The sequence below is a fragment of the Methylophilus sp. 3sh_L genome, assembly GCF_046766015.1.
Classification (GTDB): Bacteria; Pseudomonadota; Gammaproteobacteria; order Burkholderiales; family Methylophilaceae; genus Methylophilus.
Genome location: NZ_JBKOUF010000002.1, coordinates 321,713 through 338,270, shown reverse-complemented (window position 1 = coordinate 338,270; position 16,558 = coordinate 321,713). Strand labels below are relative to the sequence as shown.

The following is a 16,558-nucleotide window of genomic DNA, read 5'->3' as shown; positions in this document are numbered from 1 at the left end:
TCCTCTGTGGCTAAATTATTTTTTAGCCTTTTTATCGAGTTCCTTCAAGTGCTGTAATTTTTCGCCTATTTTACCTTCCAAACCGCGTGGCGTGGGTTGGTAAAACTGTTGCGGTGCTAAATCGTCGGGGAAATAGTTTTCACCCGCGGCATAAGCCTCAGGCTCATTGTGGGCGTAACGGTATTCTTTGCCGTAATCCAGTGACTTCATGAGTTTTGTGGGGGCATTACGCAAATGTAGCGGCACGGTGCGGGACTTATCTTGCGCAACAAAGGCTTTGGCCTGGTTATAAGCCATATAGCCGGCGTTACTTTTGGCCGCCACCGCCAGGTAAATCACGGCTTGAGCCAGGGCCAGTTCACCCTCAGGGCTACCCAGGCGCTCAAATGTTAAAGCAGCATCATTGGCAATCTGCATAGCGCGTGGGTCTGCCAGGCCAATGTCTTCCCACGCCATACGGATAATACGTCTGGCTAGGTAGAGCGGTTCAGCGCCGCCATCGAGCATTCGCATGAGCCAATACAAAGCGGCATCTGGATTAGAGCCGCGTACGGATTTATGCAGCGCCGAGATCTGGTCATAAAAGGCCTCGCCGCCTTTATCAAAGCGGCGCAGCTTACTGGCCATGGTGGACTGCAAGAACGATTCATCGATGCGATCGACTTTGGCTGCGATGGCGCCGTTAAACAGGCCTTCGGCAAAATTCAGCAGGCGCCTAGCGTCGCCATCGGCGTAGGCGAGTACCTGTTCTTGCACCGTTTCGTCTATCGCAACAGCTGGGGCGACTTTTAAGCGGGCACGCTCTAGGAGTTGCGCCAGTTCTGTCTCATTTAACGCATTAAGTACAAACACCTGCGCCCGGCTCAGTAAGGCGCTATTGACTTCAAACGAGGGGTTTTCAGTGGTAGCGCCAATAAAGGTGATCAGGCCACTTTCGACATAAGGTAAAAAAGCATCCTGCTGCCCTTTGTTAAAACGGTGAACCTCATCGACAAACAGGATGGTGTTGCGCCCGGTTTGTTGCAAGGTGAGTTCAGCGCGCTCAACCGCTTCACGGATATCTTTAATGCCTGACAACACAGCAGACAACGGGACAAACTCTGCATCCGCTGTTTGCGCAATCAGCCGGGCGAGCGTGGTTTTACCGACCCCAGGTGGCCCCCATAAAATCATGGAAGGCAACTTGCCGGATTCAAACGCGCGCCGCAACGGCTTACCCTCGCCGAGCAAATGTGTTTGCCCGACCACTTCGTCCAGTGTTTTGGGGCGCAACTGCTCGGCGAGCGGGATACTGGAAGGGGTTTGTGGTTCAAACAGCGATGACATGTCGACTCATGGAAGGGGCCACTGGCTATTCGCCAACGACATCCACCCCTTTGGGAACAGTAAATAGAAACTGGCTGGCGTTGAGGTTGGGGTTCACTTCCACATTTGAAAACACGATATGCGTGCTTTGCCCGAAAGAATCAACCAGCCGCATCTCTGCCAGTTTGCCTTGGCTGAATGAAATGATCACTACCTGAAAACCGCTATCTTTTTGTATCGGCTTGGCCTGTACGCGTTGCATGCCCTCAAAGTCGAGTAAACGGCTGAGACGGAAGCTTTCTTCTACATTGGGCCCGCCTGCGAGCAAGGCTGCGGGGCTCGTGCCTAATACTTTATCGACCGTACGCACCGTGACTTGCTGCAAATCCACATCAAACAAAAATACCTGGCGGCCATCGCTGATGATTTGCTGCTCATAGGGCTTTTGATAATCCCAACGGAATTTATTGGGGCGCTGCAGCAGCATGACGCCATTCACTTCCTGCAACTTGCGGCCTTTCTGGTCGAACACGGTCTGCTTGAAGTTAGCACGCATGGCGTGCGTACTCTGGTAGAACTGTTTTAAATCCTCGACTCCATCTGCGAATGCAGTTGAAATCACACACAGGGTAAATAATGCCAGCAGCAGGCTGGTAAAGCGTTTATTCATGGTCTCCTCCGGCTTTCACGAGTACTTCACGGTTGCCATTGGTTTGCATGGCAGAGACCAGTCCGGCACGTTCCATATCTTCTATCAGGCGCGCCGCGCGGTTATAGCCAATACGCAATTGACGCTGCACCGATGAAATAGAAGCGCGGCGGGTTTTGAGTACAATCGCGACCGCTTCGTCATACAGCGGGTCTTTTTCACCGCCTGCGCTCACATCGCCCCCACCCAGGCTATCCATGTCGCCGCCTTCGGTCTCATTGGTGAGAATGCCTTCAATGTAGTTTGGTTCGCCTTGCGCTTTGAGGAAGTTAACCACATTATGCACTTCACCATCACTGACAAAGGCACCGTGAATCCGTTGCGGGTAACCGCTGCCGGGTGGCAGGTAAAGCATATCCCCTTGGCCGAGCAAGGTTTCCGCCCCCATCTGGTCAAGGATGGTACGCGAGTCGATCTTGCTTGATACCTGGAAAGCGACACGTGTCGGCACGTTGGCTTTAATCAGGCCGGTAATCACATCCACAGAAGGCCGCTGGGTCGCCAGCACCAGGTGAATCCCGGATGCACGCGCTTTTTGGGCCAGACGCGCAATCAGCTCTTCGACTTTTTTGCCTACCACCATCATCAGGTCAGCCAGCTCGTCGATGACGACGACAATCAAAGGCATTTCATCGAGCGGCTCCGGCTCATCCGGGGTTAGGCTAAACGGATGCGGAATAGAAGTCCCTTGTTTTTTCGCTTCCTGAATTTTCTGGTTATACCCGGCCAAGTTACGTACGCCCAGTGTGGACATCAGCTTGTAGCGACGCTCCATCTCGGCCACACACCAGTTCAATGCGTTGGCAGCCTGCCGCATATCAGTCACCACCGGCGCTAACAAGTGCGGAATGCCTTCATACACAGACAATTCCAGCATCTTAGGGTCAATCAGGATCATGCGGACGCGGCTGGCTTCAGACTTATACAACAAGCTCAAAATCAACGCATTAATCGCCACGGATTTACCAGAGCCGGTCGTACCAGCGACCAGCACGTGCGGCATTTTTGCCAGGTCGGCCACAATCGGTTTACCCGCAATGTCCTTGCCCATGGCAATTGCCAGCGGCGAGTTCAAATCGGCATAAGCCTGGCTACCCATGATTTCGGTGAGTGACACGATCTGCCGTTTTGGATTAGGGATCTCCAGCCCCATATAGCTCTTGCCAGGAATCGTCTCGACCACCCGCACGCTAATCACGGACAAGGCTCGCGCCAAATCTTTAGACAAGTTAGTGATCTGGCTGCCTTTGACACCGGGCGCCGGATCCAGCTCATACCGTGTAATCACCGGCCCGGGTTGCGCGGTGACCACCTTAACCTCAATGCCAAAATCCATCAGCTTGCGCTCAATCAGGCGCGAGGTGAAATCCAGTGTTTCGGCCGACTGCAACTCCACCGACTGGTTAGGGGCATCCAGCAAATGCAGCGGCGGCAGGCCTTCCTGCTCTATGACCTCAAACAACACCGCCTGTTTCTCTTTGACCACGCGCTCACTTGGCGCGATGGCAACCTCAGGCACAGTAATCTCCACCGGCTTGCGGTCTTCGATGCGTTTGCGTTCCGCCTCGACAAACTCTTCACGCGCCTGCAACACCTGGCGGCCAACTTGACGGTCTTGCCAGTCCTGATATTTCAATACGCTCCATTGATAACACTGGATCACCCACTCACCGAGCCGCTCACTCATGGTGATCAGCGACCAGCCAGTAAACAGGCTAAAGGCCGTGGCGAACAACACCAGCAACAACATGGTCGAGCCGGCAAAACCAAACATATTGCGCAGCAAATGGTCGATGCCACTGCCGATCACCCCACCCTGCTTCAGTGGAAAATCAGCAGGCAAACTCACCAGATGCCCAGACTCCAATGCTGCAGAGGCGAGCAGCATCAAGGCAAAGCCGACGGCATTGAGCCACCAATCCTGTTTTTCGGCCGCATTCTGGTGCAGGCGCTGATACATCAGCCACACCACAAAAAAGGCCAACACCACAAACCACCAGGAGGAAAATCCAAACAGAGACAGAAAAATATCAGCCATCCAAGCGCCTACTGTACCACCCGCATTATGGATACGGTCGCTCTCGCCCACCGCATGTGTCCAACCTGGATCTTCATGTGAGTAAGTGAGCAAAATCACCGCTAAAAAAACGCCGAGCGCGGCCAGCGCAATCCAGGCCACCTCACGGATGAGCTTGGCGTCACGCAGCTGTTTTTCTGTCGAGACTTTTTCCAGACGGACATTCGCGGCTTTTTTCTTATTAAAAAACAATATGTTGTCTCTTTCTCTGCAAGAGTGAACTTAAATGATTATAGCAAAATCAAATTGCAGACAGGGGAACGAGGTTCTAAAATACCCTAATCACTCACAAGGAGAGCTCATGGATATCGGAATTAACAATGAAAACCGCCAGGAAATCGCGCAAGGCTTGTCCAAGCTGCTGGCAGATACCTACACGCTATATCTCAAAACGCATTATTTTCATTGGAACGTCACCGGTCCGATGTTCAATACCTTGCATTTGATGTTTGAAACACAGTACACAGAGCTGGCATTGGCTGTCGACCTGGTCGCTGAGCGTATCCGCTCATTAGGTGTGTATGCGCCAGGTACTTACGCTCAATTCTCCAAGTTGACTTCGATTGAAGAAACCGTGGACGTGCCGAAAGCCAACGACATGATCAGTGAACTGGTCGCGGGTCACGAAGCAGTTTGCCGTACAGCACGTAGCGTCTTCCCGGCTGCCGACAAAGCCTCTGATGAAGCCACTGCTGATCTGCTGACCCAGCGCCTGCAAGTGCATGAAAAGACTGCATGGATGCTGCGTAGCTTATTAGAAAAATAATTTGAGGAGCGTGCTGGGAAAATAATCCCTAGCATTCTTTCAAACATCAGTAAAATTCTTTTAGATTTTGCTCGTGCCTGGGCGATGGCCATTTAAAAACGCATGGTCATCCCCATCTAAGTAAAAATAACTTTCCTGAATGGAATTCTCACCATGGCAACAAAACACGCCCGATTAATGATTCTTGGCTCTGGCCCGGCTGGCTACACGGCAGCTGTCTATGCGGCCCGCGCCAACCTGAACCCGGTATTAATTACCGGCCTCGCCCAAGGTGGTCAACTGATGACCACGACCGAAGTTGATAACTGGCCTGCGGATGCCAACGGCGTGATGGGGCCAGAACTGATGGCGCGTTTTCAACAGCACGCCGAACGCTTTAACACCGAGATGATCTTTGACCACATTCATACCACGCACCTCAAAGAAAAACCGATCCGGTTGGTGGGTGACAGCGGTGAATACACCTGTGACGCATTGATTATTGCCACCGGTGCTTCTGCTAAATACCTGGGCCTGCCCAGCGAGGAAGCCTTTGCCGGTAAGGGCGTCTCTGCCTGCGCCACGTGTGACGGTTTTTTCTACCGTAACCAGGAAGTGGCTGTGGTCGGCGGCGGCAATACGGCCGTGGAAGAAACGCTGTATTTAGCTAATATTGCCAGCAAGGTCACGCTGGTTCACCGCCGCGATAAATTCAAGGCCGAAGCCATTTTGGTGGATAAACTGATGGAACGCGTCAAAGAAGGCAAGGTCGTCCTGGAAACTTTCCAGACGCTGGACGAAGTGCTTGGTGACAACACGGGTGTGACGGGCATGCGCCTGAAAGACGTCAATTCTGGCACCACCAAGGACATCACCCTTAAAGGCGTGTTTATTGCCATTGGTCACCAACCGAATACGCAAATCTTTGAAGGCCAGCTGGAGATGGAAGGCGGTTATATCGTCACCCAGGCAGGCCGCCAAGGCAATTTCACGGCCACCAGCATCCCCGGTGTATTTGCCGCGGGCGATGTGCAAGACCATATTTACCGCCAGGCAGTCACCAGTGCCGGCACTGGTTGTATGGCCGCCCTGGATGCTGAGCGCTACCTGACCAGCTTGGAATAAATCCATCGCTAATCTTAAAGAAGCGCACCCCGGTGCGCTTTTTTATTTTAAAATCGGCCTATGTCGCAAGAACTCCCGGACAATGACGAAAATGACGTCTCCCTGTTTTACGAAGCAGTGAAAGGTGCGCGTCCGGTCAAAACCAACCGGGTCTCGTATTCCCCCAAAAAACCCAAACCCATTCCACGCCAACTGATCCGCGATGAAAAACAGGCGCTGATTGATTCGCTAAGCGACCATTACATCCCGGCCTACGAACTCGAAAGCGGCGAAGAATTACTGTATTTGCGCGAAGGCCAGTCCCCCATTGTGTTAAGCAAGCTGCGCCGCGGTCATTGGGTGGTGCAAGCGCATATCGACTTACATGGCCTGGTCAGTGATGAGGCCAGGGTCACAGTCTCGGAATTTATTGCCGGTTGTAAAAAGCGGGGGCTGCGTTGCGTGCGCATCGTGCATGGCAAAGGCCTGGGCTCACGCAATAAAGAACCTGTGCTTAAACACAAATTACGCAATTGGCTGATGCAAAAAGATGAAGTGATTGCCTATGCGCAAGCACGAGCCAACGATGGCGGCAGCGGCGCAGTGATTGTGCTGCTCAAAGCATAAACGCGCTGCCATTTCTGGCAACGCGTGATGGTTCTCAATCAAAAATTACCAATATTGTGGGTGGTGGCGCGGGCCATGCCCTCTCATGGCAGCCGGACTGTAGACAGCGGCTGGCATAGTCTGCACCTGTGCGATATTTGGCCTGATCAGGACGGCCACTTCCAGAGTGGGTCCGGGGTCGCGGTCCATCATCGTAGAGTACTGGCGACCCTGATATTCATAATTCACCAAATAACCTGTGGTCACGGTTTGCCATTGGTCTACCATGACACATTGTTGCACTGGTCGTGTGACTACACGTTCATTCCCATAGGGAGCCTGGTTATCCACGCGGTCACCGACAATCGCGCCCACACCTGCACCCACAGCGGCGGCAGCCACCCGACCACTGCCTTGGCCGATGGTGCTGCCCAGTAAACCACCCGCCACGCCCCCAATAATAGCGCCCGTGTTTGATCGCGCAGGGGCCTGGTAAACGCTTTCACTGATATATTCAGTGCGGCATTCCTGATGCGGTTGATTCACTTGCTGCACCTGGGGGGCAACCGATAGTACTCGCGCCCGGTCAATATACTCGGCATCGGCAAACGCAGCCTGGCTTGCCAGCAACATCACAACACTTAACCCTATCGTTTTACGCACGTTATTTCCTCTCTATCATTCACACTGCATGTGGCAGTTGATGAGATTAACGTGCAGCTTTGCGGCCACGATGACGTACTGTCGCTGTCCCGCGCGCGAAATTTTGTATCCGTGCCGATACAGAACGCTTATTGATTGCTATTGGCCAGCTTGAGCAATTCGCCGCGTTGCTGGATTTCAATCACGCCGCGGCCCATGGTCAACCAGCCTTTTTGCTCAAGGCGCTTGAGTTGGCGGCTGATCACTTCGCGTGCCGTGCCCAATTCGTCTGCGATCTGCTGGTGTGTCCGCTGTATGGTGTTATTACCCATATCCAGCAACCATTTGGCCAGGCGTGCATCCAGCGTCTGAAAGGCGACTTCATCCAGCAACACAATCAGGTCGCTGATCAACGCGCCATAGTTTTGCATGACGTATTGCCTGAATACTGGCGAATCGATCATGAGTTTATGAAAAACGGCTTCCGGGATAATCACATCCTGGATCTCATCTTCGACCACCGTAGAAGCAGGATATTGACTGTTGCCTAACAGGCAGGTCGTTGTAATGACACAGGTTTCCCCGGCACCGACCCGGTAAAGCACAATTTCACGGCCACTGGCTGACATTTTGTATACCCGTGAGCGGCCTTTTAGTCGTAACACATAGCCGCCACAATGGTCACCTTCGCGGTAACCGATCGTCCCCACTGGCGCCTCTACAATACGCGCGTATTGCGAAACCAGCTTTTTAGCAGCATCTTCCAGTGCTTCCAGTTCTGGAAACTGACTGATCCAAGCCAATGATTGCATCATCCAACTATCCCCATTCGTTCATTTTGTTTGTCCTGACTGCATAGCAGCCAGCATTTTTTATTTTGTGCGCTTCACTTTATCATAGTTTGATTTTAATGCCATTTTTAGGCTGCTGAACCGCCACATCCCTCTTCTACTGCATGCACAGATAAGTGTTAAAGCGTACACAATCTGTGACAACAGGTTTATGATTGAATTTCAACGTACAAAGAAAATAAAAAATTGATGCTTATGCAAGGGGTAATATGCAAACTTCAGAGATTGCGGTGGATCTGTTTGATCAGCTAAGGGCTTCGGCCGATCAAGCCAGTCAGTTAATGAAGGCCATGGCCAATACCGACCGATTAATGCTGCTCTGCCAACTGTCCCAGGGCGAAAAATCGGTCAGCGAATTGGAGTCTTGCCTGAATCTCAGGCAACCCAGCTTGTCACAACAATTAACCGTGTTGCGCGAAGCGCAACTGGTGAGCACCCGCCGCGAAGGTAAAAATGTGTTTTACCGCATAGGAAGCCCTGCCGCACTCGCCGTCATCCTGGTACTACACCGCGAGTTTTGCAAATAATCCGGCAGGCTGCCTGCATCATTGCCAAGGAATGAATCATGAATCTCAAACAGATCGACCAACGTTACACCATTAGCGACCAACTCACGCCTAAGGATTTAAATGCGCTAGCCGCACAGGGCACGGCACTGGTAGTCAACTTTAGGCCTGATGGCGAGGGCGGCGACGCCCAGCCCACCAGCGAGTCATTGGCGTCACATGCAGCAGCACTGGGCATGGCTTACGCGCATATTCCCGTCTTGCCCAATCAAGTCAATGCCCAGCATGTCGCACAATTGCAAGCCTTGCTGATTGCCCACCCCGGACCAGTGGTGGGATTTTGCCGTACCGGCAACCGTGCCAATACCGTCTATCAGCAGGCTTTACAATCCCCGGTAACGAATACAGCAGGCAAACCTGCGTGTTGTTGTGGCCCAGCAGAAACCAAAGAAGGATTGCTGGACAAAGTTAAAGGCTGGTTCAAAGAGTAAGCATACAAATCCATCTGGGAAGACTGTTTCATACCATGCAAAAAACCAACTTTGATATTGTGATTGTCGGTGGCGGCGCGGCGGGTTGCGCCATTGCCGCCAGCCTGAAAAAACGCGATGCCGCTTTGGCAATCGCCATCATAGAGCCCGCAGAGCACCATTATTACCAGCCTGCCTGGACCCTGGTAGGCGCGGGGGAGTTTGATGTGGCGAAGACAGTCAGACCCATGGCGGACTGTATCCCCAACGGTGTCACCTGGCTGCATGCAGCCGTGACCGGCTTTGAACCTGAACAGAAACAAGTCAGCACTGACCGCCTGGGCAAGATTCAATATCAGCAACTAGTGGTTGCCGCTGGCCTTAAACTCAATTGGGAGGGTATCAAAGGCTTACCCGAAACTTTGGGTAAACATGGCGTGACCTCCAACTACCGCTTTGACCTCGCCCCTTATACATGGCAATTGGTACAGCAACTACAGTCCGGCAAAGCCCTCTTCACCCAGCCTCCCATGCCGATCAAGTGTGCAGGAGCCCCGCAAAAAGCGCTTTATCTTTCTTGTGCCGAATGGTTAGCCCAGGGACGGCTAGGCAACATCAAAGCCTCTTTTTACAGCGCCACACCGGCTTTGTTTGGCGTGAAAGAATATGTAGAACCCCTCATGCAGTATATCCGCCGCTATCAGGTTGATTTGCATCTAAGCAGCACGCTGGTAGAGGTAGATGGCGCCAGCAAAACCGCATGGTTCAACATCAAGGATGCCGAGGGTAATGTGCAACGCATTAGCGAACAGTTTGATATGCTGCATGTAGTCCCCCCACAAACCGCCCCGGACTTTATCAAGCAAAGTCCTTTGGCGAATGCGGATGGCTGGGTGGAAGTGGATCAGCACAGCTTGCAACATGTGCGCTACCCGGAGATTTTTGGCGTGGGCGACTGCACCAGCACCCCGAATGCCAAAACCGCTGCGGCAGCCCGCAAACAAGTGGTGATTGCGGCCGAAAACTTGTTGGCAGCACGCGCAGGCGTGGGCTTGCCTTCGCGGTATGACGGTTATGGCTCATGCCCGTTGACCGTTGAGAAAGGCAAAATCATCCTTGCCGAATTTGGCTATGGAGGCAAGATCGTACCGACCTTCCCCTGGGACTCTACCCAACCCCGACGCTCAGCCTGGTGGCTCAAGAAATACCTGTTACCTCAAGTCTATTGGCACTTGATGCTCAAAGGCCGCGAATGGCTGGCGAGATGCGGGGCCTGTGGCTAGGGCTTGTTAACGTTTGGATTTGCTGGTGAGGTAGCGCTTTAACCACTGCAAGGTCAAAGCGACACCAAAGCCGTTGACCTCACTGGCTACCGCCCCCAAGCCCTCTTTGTGTGTATAAGATGACAGGTCTACGTGGCACCAGTCCACATTGTGTTCGATAAACTTGCCTAAAAAACGTGCGGCAAGGATATGGTCCGCATCACTGTCCAGAGTGCATTGCTTGATGTCAGCAATATCGCTATCCAGCTCGCTGTCATAATCCTCGGCATAAGGGAATGCGACCACACGCTCGCCACACTCAGTCCCCGCCTCAGTCATTTGCTGCGCCAGGCTGGCCTGGTTGGCAATGATGCCACTCATGCGGGAGCCCAGTGCGATTTGCATGCTACCCGTCAGTGTGGCGTAATCAAGCATGACATCCGGTTGACTACGGCTGGCCATGGTCAAAGTATCCGCCAGCACCATGCGGCCCTCGGCGTCAGTATGCACAATCTCGATGGTCATCCCATTGAGCGCCGTCACAACATCATTTTGCTTGTAAGCGTTGGGACCGATATGGTTTTGCGCCAAGGCTAGCCAGCAATCCACATTGACGGGTAATTGTTGTGCGCTGATGGCTTGTAACACCCCGACAGCGACGGCACTGCCATTCATGTCCTGATGCATGCCTTGCATGTATTTGGCCGATTTCAAATTATGGCCGCCGGTATCAAAGCAAATCCCCTTCCCTACCAGCGCCAGGGTTTTCCGCGCCTGCGGATGGCGGTAGCTCAATTTAACAATGGCCGCATCTTGCGGCTCTGAGCCTTGTGCAACAGCGACAAAAGCACCTGCGCCCATTTCCCTGAGGGTCTCTACTGAAAAAACATAATATTGCCAGCCTTTTTCACTGGCCATGGATTGCAAGCACTGCTGATATAACGCCGGTGTCAGCATATTGGGCGGCGTCATCGTCAACGCCCGGCACACAGTGTTGCCAGCGACTGTGGCCATGATTTCATCAGTCCAATCCATGGCATCCACCCCAAACAGGCCAATTTCACGTAACTTTTGGCCGGTATGCTTTTTCTTCAGCACGGGCAAGGCTTGCGCATTAATCAGTGTCACATAGGCCGCTTGCCTGGCGAGTTTATCAGCCTGCTTTTTGGCGTAGATGCCAATCGCAATCCGCGCTGGACACTCCTCCAGCAACGGTTTGACCGCAGTGCGTAACAAGCTATTGATCGCAAAATTTGAACTGCTGGCATCCACTTGCACCAGACTAACCAATTGCCCGTCCGGCCATTCCAGCGTCAGCGGTTTTTGCGCTAAATCGGCTGCGGTCAGGCCTGCCCTTGCCAGTTTGGCGCTTAACACTTCGGCAAATGGCAACGCAGAAAAGGACTTTTCTTCAAACACCAGCAAAATATGCTGCGCAAATGCTGACAACACAGTTGAATTGACTTCAGGATTTTGGGACCACTCGATGCGCATACAGTTAAAAAACACTCTTATATAAAACATTAAATAAACGTAGCAAAAGCCAGTAGACAAGCGTGTCTAGCACATGCAAAACTTGACCAAAAGCGTCAAAAAAGAGACACTTACAGCTAATTGATAGCTTGCTGAGACTCATCACTTGAGTGCAGCAACGTGATACCATAAAAGCAGTGTCCAATTTCGGAATCCCTTCTTGGTAATCAACACTTTCTCAGCTCTAGGCATTGCTCGAAGCTAGATTATACGCATAGCGACTTAAAACTCGGAGAATCCTCACGCATGGCAACGCATTCGCAAGCACACCTCAATGAAACCGACGCACAAGAAACGCAAGAATGGTTAGAAGCCCTCAGTGCTGTCATTGAGAATGAAGGGCCAGAACGTGCCCACTTCCTGCTGGAAGCAATGATTGATCAGGCCCGCCGCTCAGGCGGGCATTTGCCTTACAAAGCGACCACCGCTTATGTGAACACCATCCCCACCCATTTGCAGGCAAAACTGCAAGGTGACCCTGAGATGGAGCGCCGTATCCGTGCCTTGATCCGCTGGAATGCGATCATGACGGTGTTACGTGCCAATGAAAAATCACCAGGGATCGGCGGCCACATCGCCAGCTTCCAGTCTGCCGCGACTTTATATGACGTCGGTTTTAACCATTTTTTCCGTGCTGCGAATGAGAGTTTTGGTGGTGACTGCGTCTACTTCCAAGGCCACTCCTCACCAGGTGTGTACGCTCGCGCTTTCCTCGAAGGCCGAATCAGCGAAGAGCAAATGGATAACTTCCGCCAGGAAACGGGCGGCAATGGTCTTTCCAGCTACCCTCACCCATGGTTGATGCCAGATTTTTGGCAGTTCCCAACCGTGTCTATGGGCTTAGGCCCATTGGCCGGGATTTACCAAGCCCGCTTCCTCAAGTACCTGCACAACCGCGGTATTGCCGACACCTCTGACCGCAAAGTTTGGGTATTCTGCGGTGACGGCGAAATGGACGAGCCTGAATCACAAGGTGCGATCTCACTGGCGGCGCGTGAAGGCCTGGACAACCTGATTTTCGTCATTAACTGTAACTTGCAGCGTCTGGACGGCCCGGTGCGTGGCAATGGCAAGATCATCCAGGAACTCGAATCCAACTTCCGCGGTGCGGGCTGGAATGCAATCAAGGTCATCTGGGGTTCTTACTGGGATCCACTGCTGGCCATGGATAAAGACGGTATTTTGCGTAAACGCATGGAAGAATGCGTAGACGGCGAATACCAGAACTTTAAACAAAAAGGTGGCGCCTACACGCGTGAGCACTTCTTTGGCAAATATCCTGAGCTGCGTGAAATGGTGGCTGCAATGTCCGATGCGGATATCTGGCGCTTGAACCGTGGCGGTCATGATCCACACAAAGTATTTGCAGCCTACCAGGCAGCCGTGACGCATAAAGGCCAGCCGACTGTCATCCTGGCCAAAACCGTTAAAGGGTATGGCATGGGCGAAGCCGGTGAAGGCCAGAACACCACCCACCAGCAAAAGAGCATGGATATCGCCTCATTGAAAGCTTTCCGTGACCGTTTTGACCTGCCATTGACTGACGAGCAGGTAGAAAACCTGTCTTACTACCGTCCGGCTGAAGATAGCCCGGAAATCAAATACATGATGGAACGCCGCGCAGCATTGGGTGGCTTTGTGCCAGCCCGTCGCCGCAAAGGCAACGAGCTGACCGTGCCAGAACTGTCAGCGTTTGAAAACATGCTGGGTGCCACCGGCGACCGTGAAATTTCCACCACCATGGCGTTCGTGCGTATCCTGTCTACGCTGGTACGTGACAAGCAAGTCGGTAAATATGTAGTGCCGATTGTGCCGGACGAAGCCCGCACTTTCGGGATGGAAGGCATGTTCCGCCAACTGGGTATTTACTCTTCCGTCGGCCAGTTGTACGAGCCACAGGATTCTGACCAGGTGATGTTCTACAAAGAATCACAAAGCGGCCAGATTCTCGAAGAAGGCATCAACGAGGCCGGTTCATTTGCCAGCTGGCTGGCTGCAGCGACGTCTTACAGCGTCACCGGCACCCAGATGATTCCGTTCTACATCTACTACTCCATGTTCGGTTTCCAGCGTATTGGTGACTTTGCCTGGGCCGCTGGTGACAGCCGCGCACGTGGTTTCTTGCTGGGTGCGACCGCAGGCCGCACGACATTGAATGGTGAAGGTTTGCAACATGAAGATGGCCACAGCCATTTGATGTCTGCCACCATCCCGAACTGCATCTCATACGATCCGACCTTTGCTTACGAGCTGGCCGTGATCATTCAAGAAGGCATGCGCCGTATGGTGCAAAACCAGGAAGATGTGTACTACTACATCACTCTGATGAACGAGAACTACAGCCATCCTGCCATGCCGGAAGGCAGTGCAGAAGGCATTCTCAAAGGCATGTACAACTTCAGCAAGTCCAAAGCTAAAGGTCCGAAAGTGCAATTGATGGGCTCAGGCGTGATCCTGCGTGAAGTGATTGCTGCCGCTGAGTTGCTCGAAAAAGACTGGGGCGTGTCTGCCGACGTATGGAGTGTCACCAGCTTTACCGAACTGCGCCGCGACGGCATTGATGCAGAGCGTCACAACCTGTTGCATCCAGAAGCGAAGCCTAAATTGAGCTTTGTTGAAGCTTCCCTGCAAAAAGCCGAAGGCCCAGTGATTGCTTCCACCGACTACATGCGTAGCTTTGCTGACCAAATCCGCCCATTTGTCCCTAACCGGTTTGTGGCCTTGGGTACCGATGGTTATGGCCGTTCAGATTCACGTGAAGCCCTACGTAGCTTCTTTGAAGTTGACCGCTACTATGTTGTACTGGCTGCCCTCAAAGCACTGGTTGACGACGGTAAGTTGCCTGCTGCCAAAGCCTCTGAAGCCATTAAAAAATACAATATCGACGTTACTCGTGCCAACCCGGCCACAATTTAACGTCACGACATAAGGAATAGATACAATATGTCTATCAAAGAAGTATTGGTGCCGGATATCGGCAACTTTGACAGTGTGGATGTCATTGAAGTCCTGGTGAATGTAGGCGATACCATCGCCAAAGAAGACTCTCTGATTACGGTCGAGTCTGATAAAGCCTCTATGGACATTCCCTCATCATTGTCTGGCGTGGTCAAGGAAATCCACATCAAAGTGGGTGACAAAACCAAGCAAGGTGCACTGATTCTGACGCTGGATACCGCGGGCGAAGCCGCACCCGCAGAGAAAGTGGCGCCACAACCCACCGCAACGCCAGTCGTCGCGACGGTGACAGTGGATGAAGCCAAGGTAGCCATTCCAGAACCTACCCGCCCGGTCGCTGAGGTTCCGCAAGTGATACAGCCACAAGCGACCCCTAACCCGGTGGCGGCCAGCACGGTAGCCAGCAGTGGCAAACTGGCGCATGCCAGCCCTTCGGTACGCAAATTTGCGCGCGAGTTAGGGGTAAATCTGTCACTGGTGAAAGCCAGCGGCCCTAAAAACCGTATTCTGCAAGCCGATGTACAGGCGTATGTCAAAGGTGAGTTGTCCAAACCACGTACTGAAAGCATCAGCACTGGTGGTGGTTTAAGCACCTTGCCTATGCCTGTGATCGATTTCAGCCAGTTTGGCAGTATCGAAACCAAGCCGCTGTCACGCATCAAGAAACTGTCTGGCGCCAACCTGCACCGTAACTGGGTCACTGCACCACATGTGACACAGTTTGATGAAGCGGACATCACCGACCTCGAAGACTTCCGTAAGTCCATGCTGGCTGAGGCGGAAAAGCGTGGCGTGAAATTGACGTTGCTGGCTTTCCTGATGAAAGCTGTCGTCAATGCATTGCGTACCTACCCTAACTTTAACGCTTCCCTGTCACCTGAAGGCGATAGCCTGATCCTCAAGCAGTATTACAACATCGGCTTTGCCTGCGATACGCCAGATGGTCTGGTCGTGCCTGTGGTGCGTGATGTGAACCAGAAAGACGTGATGGACATTGCCCGCGATCTGGCTGACCTCTCAGCTAAAGCCCGTGAGCGCAAGTTGAAGGTTGAAGAAATGCAAGGCGGCTGCTTTACCATTTCCAGCTTGGGTGGGATCGGCGGCACCATGTTCACGCCTATCATCAATTGCCCTGAAGTGGCGATTCTGGGTGTTTCCCGTGCAGCCATGCAGCCGGTGTACAACAAAGACAGTGGCGGCTTCGATCCCCGCCTGATCATGCCATTGTCACTGTCATACGATCACCGCGTGATCGATGGGGCTGACGGCGCCCGCTTCACCAGCCACCTGCGTGTGATGTTGAGTGATGTGAGACGTTTGTTACTCTAATTTTTGGACGAGTAAAAACACAAAGGGCGCTGAATGCGCCCTTTGTGTTTTAAGCGATCTGCGTCGGTTGCATAAAGTCGCCAGTCACTATCCTGGCCTTATCCACGACAAGCCATTGGTAGCTGTAAATCCATACCGGCTCAAGCAGACGACCATCTACCGTAAGAATTTGTGTTTGAACCCGTTGATATTCTGCTGGCTGTGGATACCGGACACTGCATTCTTCATACTCATCAAGCTTAGCAAGTACACTATCCGCCTCATGCAAGTGATAAACCTCGCCATAAACGCGCTCCTCAGTATCGTCAGAAGCGATCACACCGGGATAGTCCCTGATCATATACATCTTGCCTTGATACCAGCCGTAGCCGATAAAGGTGGCATTTTCTGCAAGAAAATCGGCCATGGCGTTTTGATTTCCACGGCGCAAAGTGCCATATACAAATAAAAGAGTAGACATG

15 protein-coding genes are annotated in these 16,558 nt (G+C 52.6%); 8 read left to right on the top strand and 7 right to left on the bottom strand.

Annotated elements, in window-relative coordinates; all coding sequences use genetic code 11:
• Positions 1-15: 15 nt before the first annotated feature.
• Genes ACIDF8_RS07235 through ACIDF8_RS07225 form a run of 3 tightly spaced genes read right to left on the bottom strand, consistent with a single transcriptional unit; the run spans position 16 to position 4,283 of the window.
• Positions 16-1,326: a replication-associated recombination protein A gene (locus ACIDF8_RS07235; protein WP_412009945.1), complete on the bottom strand. Its 1,311-nt coding sequence runs from the start codon at positions 1,324-1,326 to the stop codon at positions 16-18.
• A gap of 25 nt (positions 1,327-1,351) precedes the next feature.
• The gene (lolA, locus tag ACIDF8_RS07230) at positions 1,352-1,975 is read right to left on the bottom strand and encodes an outer membrane lipoprotein chaperone LolA (protein ID WP_412009944.1); all 624 of its coding nucleotides are present in this window, start codon (positions 1,973-1,975) and stop codon (positions 1,352-1,354) included.
• Positions 1,968-4,283: a DNA translocase FtsK gene (locus tag ACIDF8_RS07225; RefSeq protein WP_412009943.1), complete on the bottom strand. Its 2,316-nt coding sequence runs from the start codon at positions 4,281-4,283 to the stop codon at positions 1,968-1,970. Before ACIDF8_RS07225 ends, lolA begins: the two co-directional genes overlap by 8 nt.
• A 109-nt stretch (positions 4,284-4,392) precedes the next feature.
• Between ACIDF8_RS07225 and ACIDF8_RS07220 the strand changes: the two genes are divergently transcribed.
• The 3 genes from ACIDF8_RS07220 (at position 4,393) to ACIDF8_RS07210 (ending at position 6,567) form a co-directional block, all read left to right on the top strand.
• On the top strand, positions 4,393-4,857 hold the full coding sequence (locus ACIDF8_RS07220) for a Dps family protein (protein ID WP_275356895.1): 465 nt from the start codon (positions 4,393-4,395) through the stop codon (positions 4,855-4,857).
• Between the two features lie 153 nt (positions 4,858-5,010).
• On the top strand, positions 5,011-5,961 hold the full coding sequence (gene trxB / locus ACIDF8_RS07215) for a thioredoxin-disulfide reductase (RefSeq protein WP_412009942.1): 951 nt from the start codon (positions 5,011-5,013) through the stop codon (positions 5,959-5,961).
• Between the two features lie 60 nt (positions 5,962-6,021).
• Positions 6,022-6,567, top strand: coding sequence for a Smr/MutS family protein (locus ACIDF8_RS07210; RefSeq protein ID WP_412009941.1), 546 nt, complete (start codon positions 6,022-6,024; stop codon positions 6,565-6,567).
• 45 nt (positions 6,568-6,612) lie between these two features.
• Here ACIDF8_RS07210 and ACIDF8_RS07205 read toward each other — a convergent pair whose 3' ends face one another.
• A complete protein-coding gene (locus ACIDF8_RS07205; RefSeq protein WP_412009940.1) occupies positions 6,613-7,209 on the bottom strand; it encodes a glycine zipper 2TM domain-containing protein in 597 nt (198 codons plus the stop codon).
• A 128-nt stretch (positions 7,210-7,337) separates the two neighbouring features.
• Complete coding sequence (locus tag ACIDF8_RS07200) at positions 7,338-8,003, bottom strand: Crp/Fnr family transcriptional regulator (RefSeq protein WP_412009939.1); 666 nt, start codon at positions 8,001-8,003, stop codon at positions 7,338-7,340.
• Between the two features lie 245 nt (positions 8,004-8,248).
• On the opposite strand from ACIDF8_RS07200, the gene ACIDF8_RS07195 reads away from it, so the two are divergent.
• The 3 genes from ACIDF8_RS07195 to ACIDF8_RS07185 are packed head-to-tail and all read left to right on the top strand — an operon-like array spanning position 8,249 to position 10,298.
• Entirely contained in the window at positions 8,249-8,566 is a 318-nt protein-coding gene (locus ACIDF8_RS07195; protein WP_412009938.1) for a metalloregulator ArsR/SmtB family transcription factor, read from the top strand.
• Between the two features lie 38 nt (positions 8,567-8,604).
• Positions 8,605-9,036 (top strand): beta-lactamase hydrolase domain-containing protein, encoded by a 432-nt coding sequence (locus tag ACIDF8_RS07190; RefSeq protein WP_412009937.1) that lies wholly within the window; start codon positions 8,605-8,607, stop codon positions 9,034-9,036.
• A 35-nt stretch (positions 9,037-9,071) separates the two neighbouring features.
• Entirely contained in the window at positions 9,072-10,298 is a 1,227-nt protein-coding gene (locus ACIDF8_RS07185) for an NAD(P)/FAD-dependent oxidoreductase (protein WP_412009936.1), read from the top strand.
• A 6-nt stretch (positions 10,299-10,304) separates the two neighbouring features.
• Here the strand turns inward: ACIDF8_RS07185 and ACIDF8_RS07180 are convergent, their stop codons facing one another.
• The gene (locus ACIDF8_RS07180) at positions 10,305-11,771 is read right to left on the bottom strand and encodes a M17 family metallopeptidase (protein WP_412009935.1); all 1,467 of its coding nucleotides are present in this window, start codon (positions 11,769-11,771) and stop codon (positions 10,305-10,307) included.
• Between the two features lie 285 nt (positions 11,772-12,056).
• On the opposite strand from ACIDF8_RS07180, the gene aceE reads away from it, so the two are divergent.
• Positions 12,057-14,726 carry a pyruvate dehydrogenase (acetyl-transferring), homodimeric type gene (gene aceE / locus ACIDF8_RS07175; protein WP_412009934.1) on the top strand — a complete coding sequence of 890 codons (2,670 nt, stop codon included), beginning with the start codon at positions 12,057-12,059 and terminating at the stop codon, positions 14,724-14,726.
• A 27-nt stretch (positions 14,727-14,753) separates the two neighbouring features.
• A complete protein-coding gene (gene aceF, locus ACIDF8_RS07170; protein WP_412009933.1) occupies positions 14,754-16,097 on the top strand; it encodes a dihydrolipoyllysine-residue acetyltransferase in 1,344 nt (447 codons plus the stop codon).
• Positions 16,098-16,146: 49 nt separating this feature from the next.
• Here aceF and ACIDF8_RS07165 read toward each other — a convergent pair whose 3' ends face one another.
• On the bottom strand, positions 16,147-16,557 hold the full coding sequence (locus ACIDF8_RS07165; RefSeq protein WP_412009932.1) for a gamma-glutamylcyclotransferase family protein: 411 nt from the start codon (positions 16,555-16,557) through the stop codon (positions 16,147-16,149).
• Between the last annotated feature and the right edge of the window lies 1 nt (position 16,558).